Source organism: Clostridium sp. MT-14 (assembly GCF_042436595.1).
GTDB classification, from domain to species: domain Bacteria; phylum Bacillota; class Clostridia; order Clostridiales; family Clostridiaceae; genus Clostridium_B; species Clostridium_B aromativorans.
Genome location: NZ_JBHMIY010000031.1, coordinates 1 through 24,059, shown reverse-complemented (window position 1 = coordinate 24,059; position 24,059 = coordinate 1). Strand labels below are relative to the sequence as shown.

The following is a 24,059-nucleotide window of genomic DNA, read 5'->3' as shown; positions in this document are numbered from 1 at the left end:
TCATCAACTCCCTATTAATTTAATTTCATATATCACTTGGTACATTTTTTCACTTTCGATCCATGTTTCAATTTTAGAATAAGGAAACTCTAGTTCTTTTAATTTATTTTGAACCAGAGCTTCACTCTGTAAATCTTTTTTAGTTGTATATAATTCCACCTGGAAATTACTTATTTCCGCATAGTTTATATTGTCAGCTATCAAATCAGAAGAGTAGGAAAACAGATATACAATATATGGTGGAGGAGGAACTGGATTTTGATCAGTACCCTCAAAGTGGTGGTATGCTATGGGGAATCCAATACTCTTAAGAGCTTGATATAATTGAGCTTGTGTCATTTTAACCACCATTCCTTATAATCTTTTTAATATCATCTGGTAATCTAGCACCAAATTTATCGTAAGCAGGGCGGAGATGCGGAAAAGCCCTGGCTCTTCCACCCTGCCACAAAGCATGACCAAATTCCAAAAGATGCACACGTCTATAATCTTTTTTATTCCAGATTATTCTCTTAACCTTATCCCTGTAACCTTGCTTAGTTTTCTTAAATCCTTTAGCATATTTACCTGTTCTTTTAGGAGCAAGGTTTATAGTTTCTTCCAGTACTTCATCCGCTACACTGTCAACTTTTTTTTCAATGGAATTGCTAACATCATCCGTATATTGTTTTATCAAATCCACCATTTCGTCAGCAAATTGATCTACTTTCACATTTTTAGCCATTACTTCTCTTCACCTCACATGTGAGCTCCAGAGTTTCAAAATCTACTTCATAGGTTTTCATTACTGTGTATCTTTTGCCCTCAAATTCAACTTCTGTTTCACCATTGTATTCATAAGCATGTATCTCAAATACAATAACTGGCTTCAAATCATTTGCGGCAGCATCATAAAATTCAGTTCTGCCTATGGATTTTTTCCCACATAAAATAGATATTTTTTTCTCTATAGGTATTTGATTACCTACTTCGTCATAATCAACATCTTTTTGAATCAAGATTAACTCATAATCATATGTCATAAAATCACCTGCCGTTATGAATCATTAAATTATGAAGTCTGTATTGTAAATATCGTGGCATAGCCCCACCAACACTTCCAGATTGATATTTCATAATATCAACAGTGGATTTGTTCTGGTACATCCAAGTAGCGTAATCAACACAAAAAAGAAGATGGTTGGCATTGTCAGGTTCTAAAGCAATACCTTTTTCATCTTCTAACTCTTTCACTACTGCATCTGCAATAGCTGTTATATAAATATCTCTAACAGTAGAGGTTATCCCTAGCCTTGCTTTTATTAAAGATACTATATTTGCTGTGTCCATTTTTATTCACCTTTTGTAACAGTTACCGTGTAGGTCTTAACCGTAGAAGTTCCATAAGATACAGAAACCACAACTGTATTAGAGCCTGTATTCCAGGTAGCAGCACTACCATTTGCTACAGCTGTTCCATTAAGTTTAATATCTACTGTAGCATTTTGTTTAACAGGTACAGCGGTAATTACATTGGTTGCGTTGGTAGTTGTAGCTGTATAAGTCCCTACTGCTGGATCAAAAGCTGGTGTCAACGCTAAAGAGCCTATGGACAAACTTGCAAGGTGTGCATCTGCTGGATTAGCTGTATCTGGTGCAAAGGCTACACTAGTAGCTGGATTAACATTGGCAATATTCACCACAACGAAGCCCTGCCCGAATACCGGGGTTCCATCATAACGTGCAGTGCCCTTAAATATTGTCTGGTCTTCTATAAACCTCGCATGCTCAGAAGATGCCAATTGCGCCCCTTCTCTTTCTACTAAAGTATATAAAGAACCATATCCACCAATTATATCTCCGTCAGGTATAAATGGAAGCTCTATAATGTTTCCGCCCTCCACTGGCATTGTTCCCATCTGCCCGGCCACAATCGCGCCGGCAGCATTAAAGGTAATAGATTTAGACATGAGCTGCATCCTTGTAGAACGGTTCATTGCCCAGAAAGTTCCGCCACTGCTATAGTTAGGCTGTGCCTTACCCAAATTAAGCATAAGTGTAGAGAAAAACTCTTGTGGTGTAAGTCCGCTTGGGTCAATCTTAACAAGGTTTGAAGTATGCAAATCTACCCATTCAGGAGCATGTATTCCCCAGCTAGAAGGTTGTGCTGTTTGTGCTAATCTAGTAGCTATACCTATAGGCATTTTTGAACCAGTACCGTATAGAATAGCCTTATCCAGTGCAAGCCCTATGGCCTGGCCTAATGCATCCATAATTTCATTAGCAAGGTTCAAGTCACTATCTTCCAGTATAGAGTTGCAAATAGGAATAAATCCACCAACTTTATATCCTTCTAACTCTATCTGATTGAAATTTATGGATAACTCATTCAAAGATGCACACATTTCGGTCCAAATACCTTCTGGCACGGTTCCAGCTATATTCTGCCTTGCTCTACCGGTGAGTGGTCTTACATTAACAACGCTTATCAGCTTGCTATATCTGTAAAGATTATCCCTTAAAATGTCAAGCATAACCTCCGGTATAGTCAACTCTGCCGCACTTACCGCTCTTTTTTCACCTATCAGACCTCTAGTTCTTGTTAAAAAGTCTCGTACATCTTCCCTTTCAACAAGGGAATTCACTCTTTCTCTAGTCATACCATTAAAAAATTTGCCCCTCATTTTCAGGCCTCCTTCATCATTTACTACAGTTTTACCTCTTGCACTATTGGTGGGTTTTGGCTCTGGCTCATTTCTAGGTTCCTTACTATTTAATTCCTCAAGTTCTCCCTCAAGGTCAGCAATTTCACCCTCAAGTTTACCTTTTTTCTCGTCAAAATCTTTTTTATCGGTTTCCAGCTTGCCAGTTTCTTCCTCTACTGCTGCAATTTCTTCATCTGTTTTAGCTTCTTCTATAGATTTTTCAAGATCTGCTGTTCTTTTGTCTAAATCAGTACTGGTTTTCATTAATTCAGCAAGTGCAGCCTTCCTTTGATTAATTTTCTTACTCAGCATTAACTGTCTTATTGCCATAGTTCTTCAACCTCTCTTTCAATTTTTTCTTTCTAACATCAAGCTGTCTTTGTCTCTGCTGCTCAATATCTTTTTTTCTAGCCTGTACTCCTGTTTCCTCATAGGCAGGAAAAGTAACTACAGAAACCTCCCATAAGTCAATTTCTTTAAGAATTGTATGGATAGTACCATCATCCCTGAAATCATCTTCCTCATTGCCAATATTAAAGCCAAAACTGCACTGGTCTACATCACCACGGCTAACCCTTTCATATAGATTCATGGCGTCACTATCATTAGGATTAATTTTTATACTACCCCAGAGTCCATGACCATCACTTTTTAAATCAAGGGTATTAGCCTTGTTTCTACCTAGAACTAAAGTTGTATCATGATTTATCAATGCCTTTATATCATTACCAAGAGTACTATTTAAGGCTTCTGGAGCTACCTGTTCAAAATAACCAGGCCACAACTCCGTTTCTCTATTGTAAACTATAAAATAGCCCTCAATAAATTTATCTGTTTCACCCTCAGCCCTGGTCTTTAACTTGCACATTTCAAAGCTTACACTTCTTGTTTGTGGGATACTCTTATCCATTTTTATTATCACCACCATTTCCTTTTAACTTTTTCTGGTCCCCTATCATGCCAGCCGGGATATAGTTTTCTAAAATAACCCTTTCATCAAGTCCATCAAGTGGGGACATACCAAGCCAATCACGAACCTCATTACCAAGCATTACACCTCTTACATATAAATCAGCTCCAACACTCTCAAGCTCCTTAATGTCATAGGCATATAAGCTCCTGGAATTAAATTTAAAATACAAGTCAGGACTATAAAGTAACCCTTTTGTTAAAACCTGTTCTATCCCTTTAGCCATAGGAAGAATCTTTGAATTAATAAAAGCATTGTATTCTTCTTTGTTAAAAGAACCAACGCCAACAAAAAAAGCAGGTACACCAAATATCCCTGCCACCGTCTTTTTATCTATCTCTACAGCATCATTAATAGCCAAATCTGTAAGACTCAAAGGCTTTACTGTATCAACCTTTATAAGATCTGCTGGAATAATCCACGGCCTACCTCCTTCGGTTTCATCAATATACTTGTTAAGGACTTCGGATCTTCCTTCTTTACTTGCAAGTTCTTCTGTTTCAGCATCCACAGAAACAATTATATTAGGTCTCCACTTATCACTCATAAAGCCCTTCTTTGTTGCTGTAGCTTGTTTCAGATTGTCGACTATATCTTTCAAAGCCACTCTATAGCTCCTACCTATCCAAGGCCTATTTGGATCAGGGTTAATGACAAAATGTAATATCTCATCATAGTTATAGGACCTGCCATTATAAAGCACCCTATATCCTGTGTCAGTATCAACAAAACTTACAAGAGAAGGTTTTAGAGGTATTAATTCATCAATATAACCATCTTGCATTTTAGGATATACAACACAGTTTCCTCTACCTGGTAAAAGCATTGTATAAACAATGTTATACATCCATGTCTTACGCGTCATTAGAGAATACGGATTTATGTCAATTTTTCGAGACAGTGAATTTTGTATCCTTATATCTCCACTTTCTGTATTCTGCATCAGATATATTGTCATACTGGAGATTAAATCAGCTATTTTCCCAGCACATATCTGTACCTCTGGATTATCTGCAAGTCGTGTATATCCTGGAACACATAAAGTACTATATGCTTCATCAGATAAAAGCCAACCAATTTCACTTCTTTTTTGTTTTGGCTCTGCTCTAGTTCTTTTTCTCTTGCCCCAATTAAATATTGCCATTGTCTATCCTCCTATCCCTTCAACCACTTGTCAGCGGAACTCTTTTTCTCTAAATTCTCAAGCATACGGACACACGCAAAAACAGCAGCATCAAATATATCAATCCTTTGTTCTGGCATAATTTTGTCATATTGTATCATATCATCAGTTTTTTCCACCGCGTGAATATTTTGTACACAATATTCAAAAGCTTCGCTATGCAAATAATATAAATCTCCGTCTTTTGCCTTAGCTTCTATATGTCTAAATCCTTCGGACTTTTTATAAAAATACTGTGGCTGATCAATTATTCTAAATCCTGCTTTCTTCATACCTATAAAATATTCTCTACAAAATTTTCTATCATGGCCAACTTGTTTTATTTTAAATCCTGCTTTACGCATTTTAATAAACCAATTAACAATATCAGCATAATTTACAGTAGGATTGTTACACATATCAAGCCATCCATCATCTTTCCAGCCAAAGAGTGGAATACCATCTTCATCTGCTTTTCTTGCAGCCATTACAACAGGAAACCACGCATGAGGAATTATTATATCTACATTGTGCATATCCCCTTCTTCGTCTTTATAGGCGTTATAATATGTGCCATATAGCACAGCTGCGGTTAAATCATAGAGTTTCGATAAATCCGCACCACCAAACCAATTAATAGGCAGTTTTAGTAATTCTTTTATTGTCCAATTAAATTTCCTATCGGAACGTCTAAATTCATCTATATTAAAATATGCTTTCATGGAAGTTGTATAGACATTCAAGGATTTTGCTAGAAAGTCTTTCCTCTGCTGTGGATCGTTCTGGGCCTGCATAGCATCATTCATTATATCCTCTGGCCTTATGGAGACACCATAAGCAGGGTTAGCCATCTCATGCACTTTAGGGTCTGTATAATCAACTTCTCCCGTTTCAGGGTCTTCGTCAGCCTTGCATATAAAAACAAAGTAGGCTTCATCCTTTACAGTGCCATCAAGTATCTTTTTACAATACTGAAGCCTCTTATAACAAAAACTGTTCATATCATCCCCCGCCGTGGTTATTCCTATCATCAATTTATTCGTATAGGCTTTCATGGCTTCCTTGATAATGTTATATTGCTTCGGTGTCTTATATGCATGTAGCTCGTCGGCTATGGCCGTATTGCAATTCAAGGAATCTTGTCTATCTGGGTTTGCCGCGAGCGCTTGAATATATAATGAACCATCCTCAAATTCACCCTGTATGCTGTGTTCCTGGTTATTGTCGATAACACGAAAATTTTCTTTCTCACCCATCTGATCCAAATTGAAATTTATAAAATTAAAACTCTCAAGAGATTGTTTTAAGGCAGCGGCAACGATATAAATCTTACTTCCACTCTTTCTCTGTAGTAAACCAAGTGCCCAGGATAAGGCAGCGGCAAAACTTGTTTTTATATTTTTTCTGGGTATAAAAATAAACGCCTCTTTGAAGCGCCTTATCTTCGTACCCTTGTAATAGAATCCTAAAAGATTATATACTTGGAACTTATGGAACGGCTCCAGCAAAAACGGTGTCCCTCTTAATGGAGTACCATCTAGTTTTTCACCCTGAGCATGGACAAAAGTTTTTTCAATAATGCCGATAACAAACTCTGCATCATGTGGATTAAATTCATAAGCTGGGTTTTCTAAATCCTTGAGAAATCTCTGGCAGCCCTGAATTTGTTCCTTACAAGCTATCTTCCTACCTTCAACAATGCTTTTAGCATACTCCATTACAATGTCATAGTTTTTATATTGTTTCATTCCATACCACTCAGAGCATCTGCTAATTTAGATTGTTTCTTTCCACTACCACCAGTAGAATTATTAGCTTTAGGATTTAACTGCAGTTTATCAGAGTAAGAAGCTATGTCTTTTCGTAGACTTTCCATAGCTGTGTAAAGGGGGACTTTTCTTTCATTTGTTGCTCCTGCTTTATTAGTATACTGTTCAGTTATCTTGTAGTCACTTTCTTCAAATTGTTGTTCAAACATTTGATACTGCCAGAGCATGCCAGCATAGATTTTTATAATCTGGTCATATTCTTTTTTGTAAGTTCCTAACTTTTTCATTTCTCTTTTTACCTGATTTTCCATAGCCCTTTTTGTCTTTACCACCCTAACACCCCCTTGCTAAAAACATTGCTCTATTGGAAAAGGTTACCCTAGCCCGTTCCCAGGGCTATTCTTCTTTTGGCTCTGAGGTAGGGGGGGGATTTCTTTTGTTTCAATCCGACATGTCTCTGAAATCTTAACAAAAATTCCATTAAGCAATAAGAATCCCGGTTGATCTTCCTTATAACACATTCCTATGACATTTAATTGATTATCCAAAGTCTTCTTATCCAGCTCAACTCTTATGCTTTCACTCACACCATTCTTATATAAAATATTAATTTCATATTCCTTCTTTTCTTCTTCCACCATTCTTCCTCCTCACCCATTCAACACCAAGAGGTGTCAATGTATTTGTATCCCTGTTATGCATACGCTCGTGACATTTGTCACACAGACTCACAAGATTATTACCTTCAAGTCTTAACTCTGGTTTGTCCTTCAATGGCTCAATATGATGTACTGTAGTAGCTGGTGTACTCTTGCCATACCGGGTACACTCTTGACATATATAGTTATCACGTTTAAGTACTCTCTCACGCTTATGTCTCCATGATGTAGATTTATAAAAGCTCATGCAACTCCTCCTTTCAGATATAAAAATAAGACACCTAGAATCAACTAAGTGTCTGCACGCAAAATATAGTATTAATTTTTTATTTATAATCTTACACAATATTATTATAACATCTTTGATGTGCTAATAGGTGCTAATCTTTTCATAAAATTACCATGAATTAATCTGATTGTACTTGTACCATACTTCATTCTCTCACCTATATCTTTCCAAGATAGACCATTAATGTATCTATAAATAAGAATCTGCCTTATTCTACTATCATCTATGCTATAAATAAAATTCATTATTTTATCCTTTTCTTCAACCAGTTCAATATATTTTTTATTTATTTTATTCCTTAATCTCAAAAGTCTTCTCTCATAATTCTGTGTATCATAACCAGAAATCTTTATACTGTGCTTTGTAAAAGGAAATTCTGTATCTGAACCAGTTACCGAATCTTTGGTAAACTCAGGCTCCACATTTGCCATCTGTTCATTAAGAAGATCTATTTCAGCCAATATATTTCTATATGCCATCAATTCCTCTTTGGTCAACTCCATCATCCCCCTATTTTATATTCCTGAATTCTAGCTTTTACAGCTTCCAGCAATATATTTTGATTTACTTCTTTATTTTCTAAAGACCTCATAACATCTTCATCTACTGTATTACTAGTGATAATATGATTTATGACAACAGTCTCCTTCTGTCCCTGTCTGTGTAATCTTGCATTTGCCTGCTGATATAATTCAAGACTCCATGTAAGACCAAACCAAACAATAATATTTCCTCCGTATTGAAGATTCAAACCATGACCTGCACTTGCAGGATGTGTTAAAAGAATAGGGATTTTATCATCATTCCATTTCTTAATATCCTTTGAATCTTTTAATCCTACAGCTTTTATCTTCTTAGATTTTAGAAATTCAACTATTCTATCAAAGTCATGTTTAAAACTGTAAAATATTAAAATTGGTTTTCCATTTGCTGTTTCAATTATATCTAATAAAGCTTTTAACTTTTCCTGATGAATTTCAACAACTTCATGTTTCTCTGAATAAATAGCCCCATTCGACATTTGTAATAATTTATTTGTAAGCACTGCTGCATTTGCTGCTGTTATATCATCCTTATCAAGTTCAAGAACAAGATCCTTTTCCAGTTCCTTATATTTTCTCATTGCATTTTCAGGTAAATTTACTTTTATAACATTATCTATTCTTTCAGGTAAATCCAAATAATCTTTTGCCTTCATAGATACACAAATATCTGATATTTTATCTTCAATAGCTTTTTCAGAACCTTCTTTTAAATTCCAGTTATAAACTACATACTGATTTCTATTACCAGGTTTGAAATATTGTTCTCTATAACTTCCTATTGTTTTTCCTAATCTTACACCGCCATCAAGTAAATACACCTGCGGCCATAAATCTATTAAGCTGTTAGGTGCTGGTGTTCCTGTAAGTCCCACTATTCTTTTAAAATAAGGTCTTACTTTCCTGAGGGATCTAAACCTTTTTGCCTTAGAACTTTTAAAAGAACTCAATTCATCTATAACACACATATCAAATGGCCATTCATAAAAATACTGTTTTACAAGCCAATCCACATTTTCTCTATTGGTAACATAAACATCTGCTTTTGTTTCAAGGGCTTTAACTCTTTGTTTAGGTGTTCCAAGGACTTTTGATATTTTTAAACTCTTTAGATGATCCCATTTTTGGACTTCCATACTCCATGTGTCCTCTGCTACTCTCAAAGGAGCTATGACTAAAACTTTATTAACATCACCTAAAAACAATAATTCATCTACTGCTGTTAGAGTTGATACCGTTTTTCCAATCTCAACCCATGCCCATGTCCAAAAATAATCCTGATGCTGCATGTTCTATGATGTGATTAATTGCATATTTCTGGTATTCATAGGGTATAAATTTCATAATATCACCTTCTTTCACTTTTGCTCAAAAATGCGCTAAAGTCCATTTATAAATTCTTGAACTCCATCTATGGAATCTATGCATTCAACTCTAAAACCTAACTTTTTCAACTCCATGGCTCTATACTCCTGAAGCTTTCTTCTCTTTTTACCGGGTGCTTTAAGCTCTATAAAAACAATCCTGCCATGTGGCATTAAAACAATCCTGTCTGGTACTCCAGACATTCCTGGGCTAACAAACTTTAATGCTTTTCCGCCTATCTTCTCAATTTCTTTTTTAAGTCTTTTTTCAATAACACTTTCTAACAATAAAATCACAACCTTTTAAAAAAGTGTGTACAATGTGGACAAAAATTCTTATATATATATATATCTGTGTGTATAGGCGTATAGGTGTATATACATATATGCCTATTTATATAAATAATACTTATATAATATTTTTTGGTAACATTGGTAACTTAATAATATAAAGCCTTTGTATACTTAACTTTAATGTGTTACCAAAGCCGTTACCAATACATAAATTTATGGTAACATTGGTAACAGCTCTATTTTTAGTGATTTTTTACTTTGGTAACACTAAGATGATCTTATAAAAGCTCTTTGTATTCCATAAATTTTTCCAAAACGTAACTTGCTTTTATGTCTTTTCCATCCTTTCAATCCTTTAAGAATATCATTAATTTCCCTTGACTGTAATGGTGTGAGGTTTTTAGGGTCTCCATTGAATAGTTCACACCATATTTCCATTACACACGTTTTGGTTCTCTGAATATTACCCTCTGGTGTCTCACCAAATTCAGAACCATGTATATAATTTCTTCTTTCAGCCATACCCAGGCTATACCAATTGTCAGTTATAGGCTTGTTCAGATATTCTTCTATCAATCCAGCTTTAGCACTTTCCTCACTGTGAGCCTCCTGCTGTTTTTCAGCCTCTTTCTTTTCCTCTTCACTAAGGTTTAAAGATTCTCCATTATTATAAAGGGCAACAGCCTCAGCCCATATCTGGTCAACTTCATAGCCTTTCAGCTCTCTATATACATCTTTGTGTGGTCCTATTCCAACATCTACAGGCCAGAACCTTCTATTGCCTGTCTTATCTCTTAAAAACTCTTTATCATTGGTAGTGCCTATAATTACACACTGGCGTGGAAATCTGCTTGTTCTCCTGCCATATGCAACTCTGTATATATCTTCCTGTTTGGATAAGAAATGTTTAGTAGCCTCAATATCTGCTTTTTTGGTTGCCATCATCTCCCCCATTTCCAGGAGCCACACACCTTGTAATTGTTCATATGCTTCTTTTCCGGTTACAGTTGTAAGACTGTCAGAGTACCAATCCTTACCTAATCTTTTTATCAAGGTACTTTTACCTACACCTTGCGGCCCACTTAAAACCAGCATATTATCAAACTTACACCCGGGTTTAAAAATCCTGGATACCGCGGCAACAAGTACTTTTCTTGTAATTGTCCTTACATAGTTGCTATCATCAGCCCCCAGATAATCAATTAGAAGGGTATCAATTCTTTTAGTTCCATCCCATAAAAGGTCATTCAAGTACTCTTTTATCGGGTGGAATGTATGTTTTCCAAAACTTAAATTAATGGCATCCGCACATTTAGCTATAGAACTTATTTTGTAGTATTTTTCAATAAATTCTTGAAGTCCACTATCATCCCTATCATTCCAATCTGATATATCATCTTTATTTCTCCAGGGTAGCTGTCCAATAACTACAGCTCTGTTTGCAAACTCATTATATGCAATTTTACCTTTAATTAATGGTTCATTTTCAATTATTAAAAGGAAGTTGCTCCTGGTACTTTTTAACTTTCCCTGCTCCGTATATTCAAGTTCTTTTACCCAGCTGGTGTCAGCATCTTCTTCAACTACTCCAAAATCCTCTTGAGCTTTGTCCATACGTTCCTTACCTAAAGTCTGGATTACCATATCATCATTGGATGCAAATTCTTTCATTTTAGTAAATGAGGGTAGTCTATTAGCTGGTGTGTCTGGTTTTGCTTCATCATCTAAATCACCGAATTTGTGTATTCTTACTAGGTCAAAGGCATTACATAATATTTCACTTGCTGGGTCAGTACCATGATGTGAAAAACTAAACTTATTGTCATAAACAACAACTCCGCCAGTAGTACTTCCTTCTGCATATGTGTACCTGGTTTCATCTGCACCAGGTACATATACATCCTTCAAAAACTTATCTATTGCCTCCATAATCGAATAAGTTCTGCAAAAAGCACCTATGACACCTTTTTTACTTAAAGGGTCTTCCTGCTTCTTTATAGCTGTTGTTATTTTTGCTCGTGCCCTGGAACTCTCTGGCCAGTAACTTACATCCTGCCACCCAAAAGTGTACCTGTTTAAAACCTCGTCAGGCGTTAACCACGGCAGGTCTTGAACTTTAAAGACGTATTCCCCGTCTGCACTGGTAGAAGGCCAGTACATGAGCCGTGATGGCTCGTAAGTGGTATCGTCGAACTGGTCTATCCCCAGGTCATTGGCGACCATCCTGGACACTGCCTGGTATTCATCAGGCAGTACCGGTCTACTTAAAGGAATAATTAATCTTAATCTTTGAAACTCTGGAGAGTGTGTATGGGTTGAATACATAGCCACCGCAAAATCCCATAAAAGTTCTATGCTTGACCATATATCACCCTTTGGATAGTCAATATCAAGGGTTATGAGCGTTCTGTTTGCTACATTCTCAGCTTTACGTCTGCCATTCTTTAACGAACCACCTACAAATCCTCCAACATCTTTGATTCTGTCTCTCTCTGACTTGGGCATTTTCTTGTACTCTGCATAGGTCTCAGGGGTTCGGGTAGTGCTGGATAGTTTCTCAACTAAAGCTGAATACAGTATATTTTTATTTTTCCAGTGCTTTTCATGTCTGCTTTTTCCGGTGGCAAGTGTTATGGATCCATCATGTCTAATTTTAATTTGCTGGATATTTTTTGCTTTATATTCCAAATTACCACCTCCTTTACAGCTTTATTTTTGTTATTCACCTAAGAAGTCCATTAATTCGTCTTTCTTTGGAATTTCTATATTAAGGGAATCAATATATTTATATAATTCATCAATTTTATTACATACACTTTCAAAATCTTTTAATCCAGTACCTATTATTTCTCTGTTGACCAATCCTTTTAAAGCGCCTTGAGGTGTTGAATAATAACCTAGCCTTTTCCACTTTTCTTCTCCCTCAATACATTGTTTTTTAAATATACATATATTCCGATTATCTATAGCTTCTACTTTGATATCTTTATTTATTTGCATACTATCACCTTTAACCTATCAATCTTTTCTTTCTTGAATTTCTCTATTTTGTCATTATCATAAATATGTGTAAGTTGTTCGAGCATAATCAATACATCTGCAATTTCTTCCTCGGCATTATTCTCCAGACCTCTTAAATCTTTACATATGGCTTGTATAAGCTCTGAGCATTCCTCTATAGTCTGTCTTTTCTGTGATTCAGCTCCAAAATAATTTACTGCATTCAGGCAAGCACCTCTGAATTTATCTAAGTTCATTTTTACCCTCCTAATCTTTTTGATAATACCCACATTCGTACCCATCTGCCTTTAAAAGAAGCCCTGGAGCCCAGTCTATAGGTTCAGCAAATATACTGCATATCTCCTTAACACTTCCCGTGCCTATAGGTACATCACATATAAGCTCATCATGGACATGCATCACAACCGGGTATCCTTTCTTTTCAACTCGCATCATTGTTATTCCCAGACAGTCTCTGGCCGTAGCCTGGACAATATTCTCTACAATTTTAGGTCCGTAAGTACTTATCCTTTTCCATTGTTTACTCGTCTGTTCCATACCTTCATAGGTTATTTTGTCACCAGAGAAAGTCTCATGTGGCTCAACTTTTGGTCTTAAATATGCTAATTTCCTTTTATTCGGAAGCTGTATAAAAAGTACTCCTGGTTCATATATAAATTTAAGCCCATATTGCAGACTTACTGTAGTCTTCTCCTTAATAGCCTTCTTTGCCGCCTTGTCACAGTCCCACCAGAATTTTGTTATATGTGGATTTGCATTCCTCCAGTTCTGGACCAGTCCTGGAAGTTCTTCCTCCGGAATATCTTTCTTCTTGTCCATAGAACTTAAAGCCCCAACACTTCCACCGTATCCTAATGCCAATTCAGCTATTTTTCCTTTTTGTCTTAACGGGTCGCCCTTGTGTATGCTTTCTATAGGTACATGGAACATCTGACTTGCAGAGGCTTCATATATTTTTCCATGTGTCCGAAAAACTTCAAGTCTCCATTTCTCTCCCGCATACCAGGCTATCACCCTGGCTTCTATAGCGCTGAAATCTGCCACAATGAACCTGTTACCCTTCTTCGGGATAAAAGCCGTTCTAATGAGCTGTGAGAGGGTGTCAGGTATACTGTCATAAAGGAACTCTACTTCATTAAATTGACCTGTTCTTATAAAGTTTCTGGCATCATCCAGATCGGGTAAATGATTTTGTGGTAGGTTCTGTACCTGCACAAGACGGCCCGCCCACCTTCCGGTACGATTGGCACCATAGAACTGTAGCAGCCCCCGCATCCTTCCATCTTCACATCTGGCTCTCTGCATAGTTTCATATTTTTTTATACTTGTCTTGGCCATAAGCTGTCTCAGCTCTAAAATTTTTTTAACCTTTTCATCTTCTGATTCTTTTATAAGTATTGGTATACTGTCCTTTGTAAGACTTTTGACTTCATGGCCGACCCTTTGGCCAATCCATTTTTTTATCTGTGTTGGGCTGTTAGGGTTACTCAATCCTGTTAATTCTGTAGCTTTCCGCACTAATCTAGCCTTGTAGTCTGCGTCACACTTAATAGCATTTTTTATAAGCTGTATGTCGGCACCAACACCCCGGTCATTTATCTTTTGATCCAACACCCATAACTTTTGTTCTATATCTGTAGTTTTGTATCTGTTCAATTTATTTCTTATAGTTCTTTCAACTTCAACATCCTGTTTATTATATTTTTTAAATAGCTCCCATTTTTCGGGAGCGTGTTCTGGAAGGTTTCTTGTTCTGCCGCCATTTGCTTTAGTAGGTTTGCACGGTTTACAGAAGTATTGTATTAAGGTCTTACCCTCCTTCATTTTCTGCTTGTCTTCCTCAAAGTGCAGGACCCTTCCAACCATATCAAGACTTCCCGGCAATCCAAGTATTAAGGATTGAACCATTGTACACTGCCATTGATTAGGGGAACAATATATGGGCCAGTTATTATGAATGGCATTTCTTTCAAAATTAGCATTAAATGCAGTTTTTAATATTCCTGGATTTAATAGGGCTGTTTTAACTTTTTGGGACAATTCTTCACCCTGGGCAAAATCTATAATTTCTACTGGTTCATCATTGAAAGCATAGGCGAATAATAGTATTTCAAAGGATGGGTGCTCACAGTACTTGTAAGCACCAACCTTTCTTATATCTAGTTCACAGTATGTTTCAAGGTCAATGGCTAGAGTATCCATTATCCTAAAAAGTCTTCTTCTGCTGTTTCTTCCACAGCTTCAAAATCATCCTCTGCCCTTGAGAATCCGCCCAGAGGTTCGCCCTCTTCTAATTTCTGAACATTTCCTAATCCTGCCGCAACGCCCTTGTTACCACTTGCGCTGTATGGATAGAAGTTCAATGTTAATCTTGCATAGCATCCACTGTATACCTCTGTAGCATCCAGCACAGGCTGTACGCTTGCATCAACTACACCTGGTTTGTTTTTAGAGTTAGCATTTAAGAAATAGCTGTCTGCATAGGCTTCATCATCCGGCCTTTCAGCATCCCCGTCACGTAAAGGTGTTTTTAAATTTGGTGGTACTTTACTATTCCACTTAGATTTTCCGTTTTCCTTAGCCTCCGCAACTGCTTCCTTGATAGCCTGTAAAGTCTCTTTGTCACTCTTTGGTATAATTACACTTACACTATATTTAGGCTCATTTCCCTCTATTGCATGAGGTTCAAAAAGATGGGCATAACTTAATCTAACCTTTCCTGTAGTTACCTTTGTTCCTGTTCTTTTTGCTTTTATCATACTAATCAATCTCCTTTTGAAATATTATTTTCTTTTTTCCTGCCTTTGCATAAGCTAGTTCTGCTTGAGCGCCTTTACTATCCGTCCAATTTTTAAGCATGTATATAGAATCACAAGCATCAATCATTTTGAAGCATATAGGGATATAATCATCCCAGCTGAAACCCTCGGGTAAAATAGTAGGACTTATGCATATATGCCCTTTAGACGTTAAATACTTTTGTGCCTTTTTAAAATCATTTTTGTAATTTGGATTGTCCGATATTTTACCAGCAATATAAATTTTCATTTACACCACCCCAAAATCTGCTTTAGCAGAATTAAATACTGGTCTTTTATCTTTCTCAGGTGCAAGACATGGCTTGCCTTGAGGCTTTTCGATTAAATCCCCTATCAAGCTATTTAATTTTTTCTTTCCTACGATTTTCTCCATATTGGTAATACCCTGTAATTCTTTAGGTTTATAAATTTTAGCTTCTGTATAACCACTGGAGAGTAACATATCTGCAACCTTCTCGGTGTCCTTGTATTTCCTGTTGCTCCTACCTTCAACAACTTTCCAGCCTTTATATTGTGTCCCCTGTAGAGCTTGTTCCAATGCGTAGTCCTGTATATCTTTAGCCCATTTCACAAGTTCTTCAGCTCTTCCCAGAATGTCAGCAATATCTTTTTCACTTAGGGTATCCGTTGTTCTGAATTCATATTTTGCTATTTCTAAATTCTTATCAGCTCTTGCTTTGCATATTGTTTTAGCCTTACAAAATCCGCAGTGTTCTCCGGCTTTAAATTCTCCTTCACCTTTAAAGGCAAGTTCCGCAGTAGGTTTCAGAACTTTTTCTGCCCACTCTAACAAATCTTTTGTGGATATTTCATCCGTTGATATGCTGTCAAGTCTGGGCTGTATGATAGTCATTTTTACATTTTCAATGTCATACAAGAAACTAAATTCTGATATAGCTCCAAGAGCATACAGCCGCATCTGTGGGTTTTCTTCTGCACTTACAGGTATTCCTTTGCCATATTTCAAATCACATATCTCCATAGTTCCATCTGCTATTGTTACAAAGTCACCTGTCCCGAATCCTTCCGGAACCCATTCAGAAAAATCCAATTTTTGTTCCACTTTGAAAATTGCATCCGGTGTTTTTGCCTTTGCTTGGCTGAATTTCTCCAGGCAGGTATCTACATAAATGTCTACATAGTCAGGCATGTCAGCAGTAAATAGCTTATGGGCCTTTATCTGCCTGAGTTCTGAATTATATGCTCTTGTAGACATTTCTTTCAGACTGTGCTTTAGTGTTATTTCTCCTAATTCATGGGCTAGTGTACCCGTTTCAGCATATTCACTTGTTCTATTAGGAAAGTCTTGTTCCAGCTTTACACTAGGCGGACAATTGAGCCACCTGCGCGAAGAACTGGCACTTAGTAAAGCGTGTTTTTCAGGCATTATATCAATCCCTTCGCTTCTTTATAAATTGCTTCATAATCTTCTGCTTTAATATCTGGAATTCTGTTGGCACCATATTTTTGTGTAAGATCCTTAGCCTCCTTTGCTTTACCAGCTTTTACAAGTTTGGTAAATACAGCACGTACCATTTCTTTGGTAACCTCTACCTTCTCTGCTTCTTGGGGTTGTTCGGCTATTTTTGGCTTATTTTCTTCTTTAGGAGTTTCAGCTTTTTGGATAGGCTTCGGAGCAGTCTTTTTTTCCTGCTGTTTTTCAATTGGTTTCGGAGCAGTTCTCTCTACTTTTTGAGTTTTAAATTCTTGTATAGGTGTAACTGCTTTAGTACCAAAGGTACTAATAAAACTTAATAACTCCTCATTTGAATTGAATTCTGCTGTAATTTTCATAATATTTTCCTCCCTTATAATCCTAAAAACATTTTATTTTCAAATTTTTCTATATCTACTTTTTCAACAATACATTTAGATGCATTTTTAATATGTTGTTTGTTACTGCTGTATCTTGAAAATATACCTATTGAATAAAAATCATTGGTTGGTACTACTATCACATCACCTTCCTTCAAGTCTTCTATATCTGTGAAATAGGAGTATTCCATAAATTCCTGATAGCCTTTGAATTTAACCAGTGCTACTTTAATTTTCATCACCCACCTTAAGTCTATAAGGTAATACTATTCCAGCAAATTTTGTGGCTGTAAACATTCCTATAGGACCAATTTCAGCATTAAACTTAAGTTCCAGATTTCTCTTTTTAAAATAACTGTAGTAGTTATAATTAATAGCAATATCACCTATTTCTGTTTCAAGAACTATTATTTTATGGGTAGCATCAAGGAAGTGAAATTTACTATTTTCACTACATTTATAGCTATCAATATCAGATAAATCCTTGAACGTGTCCTCCTTCAGTTCTCTCCTTTTACTTAATTTTTTGTGTCTATTAATGTATCCAGAAGTGGCCAGGTCTTCTCTTAAAAAGAAGAATTCTGTTCCAATATAGATATTTCCATCAATCTTTACTGTTAAAGCCGTGTAGTGATTCTTTATAACTTGGGCGGCTGTAACTTTTTTTAGTGGTATTTCTGTAACTTGCTCCATACTCTATCCTCCTATTTGACTTATTTCCCACTCTATAGTAAAGTGGAATTAGTTGATTTTACTTTTGGACCCTCTGCAAAGGGTTCTTTTTTCATTTCCATAGCTTTCTGAATCGTTGCAATCCCTCCTTTGTAGGTCTAATATTTTTCTTTCTGCACTCTTGTATATATTCCAAAAGTACATATATACTCATACCGCCAGCTCCTTTCTCTGTGGTCCATGTCTACCTATCGGAGTAGTAGCAGCTTTATCCATAGGCCATTTAAGTTGTCCTACCCTAGCCCGAAACGCTGCAGCGCTGATTCCATTTCTTTCTGCAAGTCTTATATACTTAACTGGGTATCTTCTTCTTAGTTGTCCCATTATCTTACATTGTTCATATACATTCATAACTGGTTTCGTAGAAGCCTTTTGAACACTCCACCCAAGTTTATATATCCTAGCAAGAAAAGTAAGATATCCTATACCATTTTTTTCTAAAGTCTTTTTAATCTCTTGAGACCATCTGTTATTTTTCCTAACAGGAGTATTGATTGCTTTTTCTTTACTCCAGCCGAAGCACCTTATTCTATTTTCAAGTGTGTGACGTTTTATACCGTTGTTTTTAGCAATTTCATATTCCTCCGGTGTAATATACCAGCTATAATTCAACTCCCTTTCCTCCTTCCAATTTCTCTCCTAACAGCATTTATCCTAGTTCTAACTTTCTGCCCTTCTTTTTCTTCTTTTATAAAACTTGCAAGTACCATATATAATCTAAAAAGTCTTTCCAGTTTCAATCCCTCCTTGAATTCCCTGCTTTGTATTGGCTGCCTGTACCAAAAATCAGTCATTTAATCACCTACCTTTTTAATTCTTTTACTGAACTTTATACATTTTGTGTGTAGCCTAATGCTACCTCGCTCCTTTTTCCATCCCCATTCTTGCAATTTTTTAATCCTTTCCTTATTTTCTTTCTGAATAATCCAATTTGTAGTAACTTGAATGGGGTCTTCTTCATCACCTATGAGCTCTTCTATTGCCAATCCTAGTGCCTCGGCCTCCATTTTTATAACAAGAGGTACATTCCTAAGCCAATTCTTTTCCATTAAATATCACCCCATTCTAGTTCCAAACAATCTTCTAAGTCAGCACCATTGAGATACGCCAGACAGTTTTTTAGGCTCTTGAAGTCCTCTGTAAATGCTTCTCCTGCTGTATTATCTATGCCGGTGAAAGTACCATTCTCAATTGTAATAAAACTACCAAGTGGTTTACTTGTTTCGATTATTTTACTTGCCCGCTCGTGCGTTATAATTTGGATCATTTTGTATCTGCCTCCTTCGCATAGTCCGCAATCTTCTCATAGCGAATAGCTTTATTTTTCAGTTCTTCTATAAGGTTCACCATTTTACTATCCAGTTTTCTATAGTCATTCATTGCTTCGGTATCCGTATTGTGACTATTTTTCAGCCTTACAAATGCCTCCTCTTTCTCATTTATTACATCACTTAATTTTTCTACTATATTTACAGCTTTCATTTCTCCCACTTCCTCTACTTTCTAAAAGCTTTCCTGTATTCATCCAGCGCCATATGCTTTATTTTCTTGGCGTATTTCTCTGCGCCCACGTGCGACATATTAAAAGAATTTGCAATGGTTAAAATTAGTTCGCGCATTGCGTCATATTGTTCTTGCATTTTTAACACCTGCCTTGTAAATTGCTATGTAGGCAGTTCCTTAAATTCAATTTCCTTGATATTGTTCAAGTCACTTAAATCCATGCCCTGGTATACTCTCAAGAAACGATTTACTTCTGAATTACTTATTTTAAGACTTCTTAACTTTAATGCCCTTAGTAAGCCTCTTTTTATAAGCTCATATACCGTGGCTTTGTCTGTTTTCAATCTCTTAACTACATCTGTTACCGACATTAGGTAATCTTCCACTCAACTCACTTCCTTTCTAATCACTAATAGTTATTTTATTATCACTATTAGTTGTAATAATGGGTAAAAAAATATCATCTAAAGAACAATTATATAGTTTAGATATTTTTATTCCTAGTTCTATGGAAGGTTTTTTATATCCTTCTTCTATTTGATAGATCATACTATCCGTAACATTTAGAAGCGGTGCGACTTCTCTAACTGTCTTATATCCAGCTTTTTGTCTTAATTCTTTTAGATGTTTCATGTATTATCGCCTCCTTATGTTATTTATAATATCACTATTAGTTGTAATTTCAAAATCCTATTTATCACTATTAGTTATAATTTTAAGTAATTTAATGGATTTAGATGCTAATCTCTCTAAATTGCTTAAAATTACTAAAAATATCACTATTAGTTGAATTGACAAAAATTATAACTACTAGTTATAATTTATAACAAGGAGTGAGATAATGTGATAGGAAAAATAATAAAACAATTAAGAGAAGAAAAGAATATAACTCAAGCTGATTTGGCGAAAGCAGTGGGAGTAACAACTTCTTCTATTGGTATGTACGAAACGGAAGCGCGAAAGCCAAGTTATGAAATAGTCGTTAAATTAGCAAATTATTTTAATGTCACTACAGATTATTTGCTTGGAAATAAAAAAGATCAAAATGTTACTAACAGTGATACAGAATTTAGCCCAAAACTATCAGTGAAAGAACAGGAAAAACTGGATAAACAAGCTGAGGAATTGATTAATGAATTGACTATATCTTTGTCTCAAAATAAAGACCATTTAACTGATAAGGATTATGATGTATTGCTTGCGAGCATGAAGGGAGCATTGCAGGCAATGACTATAAGAAATAAAAAGAAATATACTCCAAAAAAATACAGGAATAAGAATTAAGGGGATGTTATTTTTGTATATTGAGAATTATGTTAAAAAATGTGTAAAGGGTTTAGTAAAAAAATATGGTACAAGCAATATGGTGGATATAGTTTATACCAACAAAAATTTATGTATTTATTTTTGCGAACTTACAGAAGATGTGAATGGGTATTATAAATATTTTTCTCCTAAACAACAAATCATGGTGATAAATGAAAATTTGACAGAGCATAATAAACAATGTGCTTTATTCCATGAATACGGCCATTGTTTATTAAAGCATAAAGGTAAAACATTCTCAAATTCAATTTCTGGTACGTACACAAAAGAAGAATATGAAGCTGATATGGTTTCAGCATATATGTTTATCGTACATAACAGTATTGATAATGAAAGAATAAATGAAATAGTTTTGCCACCTAGAGTTATGTACTTAGTATGTAAATTTTTAAAATAATATTTAAGGAGGTGGTACGCATGTGAGGGTACTATATATTTTTTAACTTTACACCAAACAAAAGTTCTATATAAGGGGTGATTATAATTGAAAGGTGGAGTTAGAAAGAGGGGTAAAACCTGGAGTTATTATTTTTATATTGGAGAAATTAACGGCAAAAAGAAAATGAAAGAAAAAAGTGGCTTTAAAAGCAAACCTATAGCAGAAAAAGCAATGCGTGACGCTTTATATGAATACGAGCACGGAAATTATATTGAGCCTAAAAAAATCATATTGACTCAATTCGCGTTGGAATGGCTGGAAAATTACATAAAGCCATTACGTAAAATAACTACCTATAACAGATATAAAGAATTAATCAATAAATATCTATCTCCCGCCATAGGGCATATAAATATCGTTGAAATTCAACCTATACACATTGAAAAAATGCTTTTAGATATAAAAAAGGAAAATACTATTGGAAGTTCTACTCTTCAAGCTATTTATACTATAACTAATACAATAATGAATAGGGCATTAAAATTAAAGCTTATAAGAGACAACCCTTGCAAATACATTGAACGTCCTAAAAGATCAAATTATAAAGCTGAAATTTTAGATGCAGATGAAATTCCAGAATTATATAATGTTTTAAACCTTAGTAATATATATGATTATATGTTTCATATTGCCTTAAGAATGACTTTGGAATTAGGATTGCGTCGTGGGGAATTAGGAGGCTTAGAGTGGAAGGATATAAATTTTAAAGATAATACAATCTCTATAAGAAATAACTTGATTTATACTGAAGGGCATGTATATCTGGTTGACCCTAAAACAGATAAAAGTATTAGGGTCGTTTATATTTCAGACCAAAATTTGGATTTATTAAAACAGCTTCAAGAAAAGCAATCTGAAAATAAAAAGAAATACGGAAAATTTTATACAGAAAAAAACACATTTAGGGACAATAGTAATGAGTACGACCTTGTAATGGTATGGCAGGACGGTAAATATATTCATCCAATGTATTATCTAAACAAATTAAAAAAAGTTTTAAAAAAAGCTAAAATAACCAAAAATGTTACATTCCATAATTTAAGACATACCAATGCAACACTTTTACTTCAAGAAGGAAATGACCTAAAAGTTATCCAGGAACGTCTTGGCCATAAAGACATTTCCACTACTGCAAATATATATTCTCATGTAAATAAAAAGATGCAAAAACGGGCCACGGATAGTATTTCAAAATTGATTGATGGTTAGGAGTATGGCAATAGTATGGCAAAATGAAAAACACCAAGCTACAAGCCCAGTGTTTTCAGGCGGCAAGTAAATCTATAAGCCGAGTTCTGTATTAGACAATCATCTATCTAGGCCCATTGTTACCAATGGGCTCAAGCGATACTACCCGAAAGCAAAGCGGGCCACTTTTTTGTACTTTCCTATTCGATCTTGCTTCAGGTGGGGTTTACACAGCCGCAGAGTCACCCCTGCGCTGGTGAGCTCTTACCTCGCCTTTCCATCCTTACTGCATGACAAATTGTCATATTCTGCTGCCTGCAGTGGTATATTTCTGTTGCACTTTCCTTCAGGTCACCCTGACTGGGCATTACCCAGCACCCTGCCCTGTGAAGCTCGGACTTTCCTCTCCTATAATACTATAGCAGCGATTGTCTGATTTACTTACGTTCTTGATAATATCACAGTTGATATCATATTACAATAGCAATTTCAAAATTTCATTTTATACCATGGATATCACTGCCATCACAAAATTAAACCAATATGTTGAAAATAATATCTGCCATTTTTACATTTCCATCAATGTTTAAATGAAGCCCGTCAATATAGTACTCCTCTTGACCCTCTCCGTTGCTTCCAGTAAAAGGAGAATAAAGATCTACTACCTGTATGCTATAATTTTGGGAAAATTTCACCACCTTATCATTCAATACTTTTAAATTTTTGTTTATGTTACTGAAATCAGACATAAGGCCCCAATTTTTCCTAGCCAGTTCAGTGCAAATCGGCACTGATAATCCAAATACAGGCGTTATACAATTTTGCATAAGTTGAAAAGCTATAGTTGCCAGATTTGATATAACTTGCCTTATATCCAAATTCCAGACAAGATCATTGGTTCCCCCCATAATCACAGCATGCGTTGGCCTACTCAGAATAACATCGTTATACAGCCTGGACAGCATACCCGCTGAAGTATCTCCCGATACACCCTTGTTTATGACTTCAACTCCAAGCTTTCTTCCAAGAACATTTGTCCAGACCTCATTTCTCTTAAGTCCGTATCCATAGGTCAGGCTATCTCCAATACAAATTACTTTCAATTTTATCACCTCTAATAAATAATTCTAAGCCTTAATAAAAAATTATTAAAGCTTAGAATTATTCCAAATCAGTTTGATTTTAATTTACAGAATTAAGGGTCCTGTTTTGGGAAGCCAGTGCAGCTTCCTTGAAAGCTTCACCTATAGTCGGGTGGGCGTGCACAGTAGTAATTATTTCGTCTACAGTAGCTTCAAGCCTCAGTGCAAGTGCAGCTTCCCCTATGAGATCCGTGGCCCTGGGTGCCATGATGTGAACGCCAAGGATTTCTTCCGTCTTTTTGTCCGCCAGTATTTTTATTATACCGTCTGTTTCCTTTGATATCATGGCCTTTCCGTTGGCACCCATGGGGAAAATACCTACTTTGTAGTCAATTCCTTTT

The 24,059-nt window shown here is 35.7% G+C and carries 35 protein-coding genes, 1 other RNA gene and 2 pseudogenes; 3 read left to right on the top strand and 35 right to left on the bottom strand.

The window, feature by feature from the left end; genetic code table 11:
* Nucleotides 1-3 precede the first annotated feature (3 nt).
* The 32 genes and pseudogenes from ACFHWD_RS16890 to ACFHWD_RS16735 form a co-directional block, all read right to left on the bottom strand.
* Entirely contained in the window at nucleotides 4-339 is a 336-nt protein-coding gene (locus ACFHWD_RS16890) for a hypothetical protein (protein WP_378062758.1), read from the bottom strand.
* Between the two features lies 1 nt (nucleotide 340).
* Nucleotides 341-724, bottom strand: a complete 384-nt coding sequence (locus tag ACFHWD_RS16885; RefSeq protein WP_378062757.1) for an HK97 gp10 family phage protein — start codon at nucleotides 722-724, stop codon at nucleotides 341-343.
* The gene (locus ACFHWD_RS16880) at nucleotides 717-1,022 is read right to left on the bottom strand and encodes a phage head closure protein (RefSeq protein WP_378062756.1); all 306 of its coding nucleotides are present in this window, start codon (nucleotides 1,020-1,022) and stop codon (nucleotides 717-719) included. Before ACFHWD_RS16880 ends, ACFHWD_RS16885 begins: the two co-directional genes overlap by 8 nt.
* Before the next feature lie 4 nt (nucleotides 1,023-1,026).
* Nucleotides 1,027-1,329 carry a hypothetical protein gene (locus tag ACFHWD_RS16875; RefSeq protein ID WP_217814207.1) on the bottom strand — a complete coding sequence of 101 codons (303 nt, stop codon included), beginning with the start codon at nucleotides 1,327-1,329 and terminating at the stop codon, nucleotides 1,027-1,029.
* A gap of 2 nt (nucleotides 1,330-1,331) precedes the next feature.
* Nucleotides 1,332-3,014, bottom strand: a complete 1,683-nt coding sequence (locus ACFHWD_RS16870; RefSeq protein ID WP_378062755.1) for a phage major capsid protein — start codon at nucleotides 3,012-3,014, stop codon at nucleotides 1,332-1,334.
* Complete coding sequence (locus tag ACFHWD_RS16865) at nucleotides 2,986-3,594, bottom strand: HK97 family phage prohead protease (protein ID WP_378062754.1); 609 nt, start codon at nucleotides 3,592-3,594, stop codon at nucleotides 2,986-2,988. Before ACFHWD_RS16865 ends, ACFHWD_RS16870 begins: the two co-directional genes overlap by 29 nt.
* Nucleotides 3,587-4,798: a phage portal protein gene (locus ACFHWD_RS16860; RefSeq protein WP_378062753.1), complete on the bottom strand. Its 1,212-nt coding sequence runs from the start codon at nucleotides 4,796-4,798 to the stop codon at nucleotides 3,587-3,589. Before ACFHWD_RS16860 ends, ACFHWD_RS16865 begins: the two co-directional genes overlap by 8 nt.
* 11 nt (nucleotides 4,799-4,809) lie before the next feature.
* Nucleotides 4,810-6,564, bottom strand: coding sequence for a terminase large subunit (locus ACFHWD_RS16855; protein WP_378062752.1), 1,755 nt, complete (start codon nucleotides 6,562-6,564; stop codon nucleotides 4,810-4,812).
* A complete protein-coding gene (locus tag ACFHWD_RS16850; RefSeq protein ID WP_378062751.1) occupies nucleotides 6,561-6,917 on the bottom strand; it encodes a P27 family phage terminase small subunit in 357 nt (118 codons plus the stop codon). The genes ACFHWD_RS16855 and ACFHWD_RS16850 overlap by 4 nt, the downstream gene beginning before the upstream one ends.
* Nucleotides 6,918-6,959: 42 nt before the next feature.
* Nucleotides 6,960-7,223 carry a hypothetical protein gene (locus ACFHWD_RS16845; protein ID WP_378062750.1) on the bottom strand — a complete coding sequence of 88 codons (264 nt, stop codon included), beginning with the start codon at nucleotides 7,221-7,223 and terminating at the stop codon, nucleotides 6,960-6,962.
* Nucleotides 7,198-7,491 carry an HNH endonuclease gene (locus ACFHWD_RS16840; protein WP_378062749.1) on the bottom strand — a complete coding sequence of 98 codons (294 nt, stop codon included), beginning with the start codon at nucleotides 7,489-7,491 and terminating at the stop codon, nucleotides 7,198-7,200. The genes ACFHWD_RS16845 and ACFHWD_RS16840 overlap by 26 nt, the downstream gene beginning before the upstream one ends.
* A 104-nt stretch (nucleotides 7,492-7,595) precedes the next feature.
* On the bottom strand, nucleotides 7,596-8,030 hold the full coding sequence (locus ACFHWD_RS16835; protein ID WP_378062748.1) for a hypothetical protein: 435 nt from the start codon (nucleotides 8,028-8,030) through the stop codon (nucleotides 7,596-7,598).
* Nucleotides 8,031-8,035: 5 nt separating this feature from the next.
* A pseudogene (locus ACFHWD_RS16830) lies at nucleotides 8,036-9,419 on the bottom strand (SNF2-related protein).
* Between the two features lie 35 nt (nucleotides 9,420-9,454).
* Nucleotides 9,455-9,727, bottom strand: a complete 273-nt coding sequence (locus tag ACFHWD_RS16825) for a VRR-NUC domain-containing protein (protein ID WP_378062747.1) — start codon at nucleotides 9,725-9,727, stop codon at nucleotides 9,455-9,457.
* A gap of 273 nt (nucleotides 9,728-10,000) precedes the next feature.
* Entirely contained in the window at nucleotides 10,001-12,421 is a 2,421-nt protein-coding gene (locus ACFHWD_RS16820; protein WP_378062746.1) for a VapE domain-containing protein, read from the bottom strand.
* A gap of 30 nt (nucleotides 12,422-12,451) precedes the next feature.
* Nucleotides 12,452-12,733 carry a hypothetical protein gene (locus ACFHWD_RS16815; RefSeq protein WP_378062745.1) on the bottom strand — a complete coding sequence of 94 codons (282 nt, stop codon included), beginning with the start codon at nucleotides 12,731-12,733 and terminating at the stop codon, nucleotides 12,452-12,454.
* A complete protein-coding gene (locus tag ACFHWD_RS16810) occupies nucleotides 12,724-12,990 on the bottom strand; it encodes a MazG nucleotide pyrophosphohydrolase domain-containing protein (protein ID WP_378062744.1) in 267 nt (88 codons plus the stop codon). Before ACFHWD_RS16810 ends, ACFHWD_RS16815 begins: the two co-directional genes overlap by 10 nt.
* Before the next feature lie 10 nt (nucleotides 12,991-13,000).
* Entirely contained in the window at nucleotides 13,001-14,956 is a 1,956-nt protein-coding gene (locus ACFHWD_RS16805; RefSeq protein ID WP_378062743.1) for a DNA polymerase, read from the bottom strand.
* Nucleotides 14,956-15,513 (bottom strand): DUF2815 family protein, encoded by a 558-nt coding sequence (locus tag ACFHWD_RS16800; protein WP_378062742.1) that lies wholly within the window; start codon nucleotides 15,511-15,513, stop codon nucleotides 14,956-14,958. Before ACFHWD_RS16800 ends, ACFHWD_RS16805 begins: the two co-directional genes overlap by 1 nt.
* A gap of 1 nt (nucleotide 15,514) precedes the next feature.
* Nucleotides 15,515-15,802: a DUF4406 domain-containing protein gene (locus ACFHWD_RS16795; RefSeq protein ID WP_378062741.1), complete on the bottom strand. Its 288-nt coding sequence runs from the start codon at nucleotides 15,800-15,802 to the stop codon at nucleotides 15,515-15,517.
* Nucleotides 15,803-16,960 (bottom strand): DUF2800 domain-containing protein, encoded by a 1,158-nt coding sequence (locus tag ACFHWD_RS16790; RefSeq protein WP_378062740.1) that lies wholly within the window; start codon nucleotides 16,958-16,960, stop codon nucleotides 15,803-15,805.
* Nucleotides 16,960-17,367, bottom strand: a complete 408-nt coding sequence (locus tag ACFHWD_RS16785; RefSeq protein ID WP_378062739.1) for a hypothetical protein — start codon at nucleotides 17,365-17,367, stop codon at nucleotides 16,960-16,962. Before ACFHWD_RS16785 ends, ACFHWD_RS16790 begins: the two co-directional genes overlap by 1 nt.
* Before the next feature lie 14 nt (nucleotides 17,368-17,381).
* Complete coding sequence (locus tag ACFHWD_RS16780; protein WP_378062738.1) at nucleotides 17,382-17,627, bottom strand: hypothetical protein; 246 nt, start codon at nucleotides 17,625-17,627, stop codon at nucleotides 17,382-17,384.
* On the bottom strand, nucleotides 17,617-18,081 hold the full coding sequence (locus tag ACFHWD_RS16775) for a hypothetical protein (RefSeq protein ID WP_378062737.1): 465 nt from the start codon (nucleotides 18,079-18,081) through the stop codon (nucleotides 17,617-17,619). The genes ACFHWD_RS16780 and ACFHWD_RS16775 overlap by 11 nt, the downstream gene beginning before the upstream one ends.
* 189 nt (nucleotides 18,082-18,270) lie before the next feature.
* Nucleotides 18,271-18,732: a hypothetical protein gene (locus ACFHWD_RS16770; protein ID WP_378062736.1), complete on the bottom strand. Its 462-nt coding sequence runs from the start codon at nucleotides 18,730-18,732 to the stop codon at nucleotides 18,271-18,273.
* Nucleotides 18,729-18,914 carry a hypothetical protein gene (locus ACFHWD_RS16765; RefSeq protein ID WP_378062735.1) on the bottom strand — a complete coding sequence of 62 codons (186 nt, stop codon included), beginning with the start codon at nucleotides 18,912-18,914 and terminating at the stop codon, nucleotides 18,729-18,731. The genes ACFHWD_RS16770 and ACFHWD_RS16765 overlap by 4 nt, the downstream gene beginning before the upstream one ends.
* On the bottom strand, nucleotides 18,915-19,169 hold the full coding sequence (locus tag ACFHWD_RS16760) for a hypothetical protein (protein ID WP_378062734.1): 255 nt from the start codon (nucleotides 19,167-19,169) through the stop codon (nucleotides 18,915-18,917). It abuts the gene before it with no gap.
* Nucleotides 19,169-19,387, bottom strand: a complete 219-nt coding sequence (locus ACFHWD_RS16755; protein WP_378062733.1) for a hypothetical protein — start codon at nucleotides 19,385-19,387, stop codon at nucleotides 19,169-19,171. Before ACFHWD_RS16755 ends, ACFHWD_RS16760 begins: the two co-directional genes overlap by 1 nt.
* Nucleotides 19,384-19,602, bottom strand: coding sequence for a hypothetical protein (locus ACFHWD_RS16750; protein ID WP_378062732.1), 219 nt, complete (start codon nucleotides 19,600-19,602; stop codon nucleotides 19,384-19,386). The genes ACFHWD_RS16755 and ACFHWD_RS16750 overlap by 4 nt, the downstream gene beginning before the upstream one ends.
* Before the next feature lie 14 nt (nucleotides 19,603-19,616).
* On the bottom strand, nucleotides 19,617-19,760 hold the full coding sequence (locus tag ACFHWD_RS16745; protein ID WP_378062731.1) for a hypothetical protein: 144 nt from the start codon (nucleotides 19,758-19,760) through the stop codon (nucleotides 19,617-19,619).
* 24 nt (nucleotides 19,761-19,784) lie between these two features.
* Nucleotides 19,785-20,009, bottom strand: a complete 225-nt coding sequence (locus ACFHWD_RS16740) for a helix-turn-helix domain-containing protein (RefSeq protein WP_378062730.1) — start codon at nucleotides 20,007-20,009, stop codon at nucleotides 19,785-19,787.
* 16 nt (nucleotides 20,010-20,025) lie between these two features.
* A complete protein-coding gene (locus ACFHWD_RS16735) occupies nucleotides 20,026-20,256 on the bottom strand; it encodes a helix-turn-helix transcriptional regulator (RefSeq protein ID WP_378062729.1) in 231 nt (76 codons plus the stop codon).
* 210 nt (nucleotides 20,257-20,466) lie between these two features.
* Here ACFHWD_RS16735 and ACFHWD_RS16730 point away from each other — a divergent pair, with 210 nt between their 5' ends.
* From ACFHWD_RS16730 to ACFHWD_RS16720, 3 genes are all read left to right on the top strand, one after another.
* Entirely contained in the window at nucleotides 20,467-20,907 is a 441-nt protein-coding gene (locus ACFHWD_RS16730; protein ID WP_378062728.1) for a helix-turn-helix domain-containing protein, read from the top strand.
* Nucleotides 20,908-20,920: 13 nt separating this feature from the next.
* Nucleotides 20,921-21,346, top strand: a complete 426-nt coding sequence (locus ACFHWD_RS16725; RefSeq protein ID WP_378062727.1) for an ImmA/IrrE family metallo-endopeptidase — start codon at nucleotides 20,921-20,923, stop codon at nucleotides 21,344-21,346.
* 87 nt (nucleotides 21,347-21,433) lie between these two features.
* A complete protein-coding gene (locus tag ACFHWD_RS16720; RefSeq protein WP_378062726.1) occupies nucleotides 21,434-22,597 on the top strand; it encodes a tyrosine-type recombinase/integrase in 1,164 nt (387 codons plus the stop codon).
* 59 nt (nucleotides 22,598-22,656) lie between these two features.
* Here the strand turns inward: ACFHWD_RS16720 and rnpB are convergent.
* The 3 genes and pseudogenes from rnpB to ACFHWD_RS16705 form a co-directional block, all read right to left on the bottom strand.
* An RNA gene (gene rnpB / locus ACFHWD_RS16715) (RNase P RNA component class A) lies at nucleotides 22,657-23,020 on the bottom strand.
* Nucleotides 23,021-23,109: 89 nt separating this feature from the next.
* Nucleotides 23,110-23,688: a GDSL-type esterase/lipase family protein gene (locus ACFHWD_RS16710; protein WP_236035343.1), complete on the bottom strand. Its 579-nt coding sequence runs from the start codon at nucleotides 23,686-23,688 to the stop codon at nucleotides 23,110-23,112.
* A 70-nt stretch (nucleotides 23,689-23,758) separates the two neighbouring features.
* Nucleotides 23,759-24,059: pseudogene (locus ACFHWD_RS16705) on the bottom strand (dihydrolipoyl dehydrogenase); the annotation flags it as partial.

Excerpts from the sequence above, each read along its gene's own strand:
- ACFHWD_RS16890 (WP_378062758.1), bottom strand. The coding sequence starts at position 339 with ATGACACAAGCTCAATTATATCAAGCTCTTAAGAGTATTGGATTCCCC.
- ACFHWD_RS16885 (WP_378062757.1), bottom strand. The coding sequence starts at position 724 with ATGGCTAAAAATGTGAAAGTAGATCAATTTGCTGACGAAATGGTGGAT.
- ACFHWD_RS16880 (WP_378062756.1), bottom strand. The coding sequence starts at position 1,022 with ATGACATATGATTATGAGTTAATCTTGATTCAAAAAGATGTTGATTAT.
- ACFHWD_RS16875 (WP_217814207.1), bottom strand. The coding sequence starts at position 1,329 with ATGGACACAGCAAATATAGTATCTTTAATAAAAGCAAGGCTAGGGATA.
- ACFHWD_RS16870 (WP_378062755.1), bottom strand. The coding sequence starts at position 3,014 with ATGGCAATAAGACAGTTAATGCTGAGTAAGAAAATTAATCAAAGGAAG.
- ACFHWD_RS16865 (WP_378062754.1), bottom strand. The coding sequence starts at position 3,594 with ATGGATAAGAGTATCCCACAAACAAGAAGTGTAAGCTTTGAAATGTGC.
- ACFHWD_RS16860 (WP_378062753.1), bottom strand. The coding sequence starts at position 4,798 with ATGGCAATATTTAATTGGGGCAAGAGAAAAAGAACTAGAGCAGAGCCA.
- ACFHWD_RS16855 (WP_378062752.1), bottom strand. The coding sequence starts at position 6,564 with ATGAAACAATATAAAAACTATGACATTGTAATGGAGTATGCTAAAAGC.
- ACFHWD_RS16840 (WP_378062749.1), bottom strand. The coding sequence starts at position 7,491 with ATGAGCTTTTATAAATCTACATCATGGAGACATAAGCGTGAGAGAGTA.
- ACFHWD_RS16815 (WP_378062745.1), bottom strand. The coding sequence starts at position 12,733 with ATGCAAATAAATAAAGATATCAAAGTAGAAGCTATAGATAATCGGAAT.
- ACFHWD_RS16810 (WP_378062744.1), bottom strand. The coding sequence starts at position 12,990 with ATGAACTTAGATAAATTCAGAGGTGCTTGCCTGAATGCAGTAAATTAT.
- ACFHWD_RS16805 (WP_378062743.1), bottom strand. The coding sequence starts at position 14,956 with ATGGATACTCTAGCCATTGACCTTGAAACATACTGTGAACTAGATATA.
- ACFHWD_RS16800 (WP_378062742.1), bottom strand. The coding sequence starts at position 15,513 with ATGATAAAAGCAAAAAGAACAGGAACAAAGGTAACTACAGGAAAGGTT.
- ACFHWD_RS16795 (WP_378062741.1), bottom strand. The coding sequence starts at position 15,802 with ATGAAAATTTATATTGCTGGTAAAATATCGGACAATCCAAATTACAAA.
- ACFHWD_RS16790 (WP_378062740.1), bottom strand. The coding sequence starts at position 16,960 with ATGCCTGAAAAACACGCTTTACTAAGTGCCAGTTCTTCGCGCAGGTGG.
- ACFHWD_RS16785 (WP_378062739.1), bottom strand. The coding sequence starts at position 17,367 with ATGAAAATTACAGCAGAATTCAATTCAAATGAGGAGTTATTAAGTTTT.
- ACFHWD_RS16780 (WP_378062738.1), bottom strand. The coding sequence starts at position 17,627 with ATGAAAATTAAAGTAGCACTGGTTAAATTCAAAGGCTATCAGGAATTT.
- ACFHWD_RS16775 (WP_378062737.1), bottom strand. The coding sequence starts at position 18,081 with ATGGAGCAAGTTACAGAAATACCACTAAAAAAAGTTACAGCCGCCCAA.
- ACFHWD_RS16765 (WP_378062735.1), bottom strand. The coding sequence starts at position 18,914 with ATGACTGATTTTTGGTACAGGCAGCCAATACAAAGCAGGGAATTCAAG.
- ACFHWD_RS16760 (WP_378062734.1), bottom strand. The coding sequence starts at position 19,169 with ATGGAAAAGAATTGGCTTAGGAATGTACCTCTTGTTATAAAAATGGAG.
- ACFHWD_RS16755 (WP_378062733.1), bottom strand. The coding sequence starts at position 19,387 with ATGATCCAAATTATAACGCACGAGCGGGCAAGTAAAATAATCGAAACA.
- ACFHWD_RS16750 (WP_378062732.1), bottom strand. The coding sequence starts at position 19,602 with ATGAAAGCTGTAAATATAGTAGAAAAATTAAGTGATGTAATAAATGAG.
- ACFHWD_RS16745 (WP_378062731.1), bottom strand. The coding sequence starts at position 19,760 with ATGCAAGAACAATATGACGCAATGCGCGAACTAATTTTAACCATTGCA.
- ACFHWD_RS16735 (WP_378062729.1), bottom strand. The coding sequence starts at position 20,256 with ATGAAACATCTAAAAGAATTAAGACAAAAAGCTGGATATAAGACAGTT.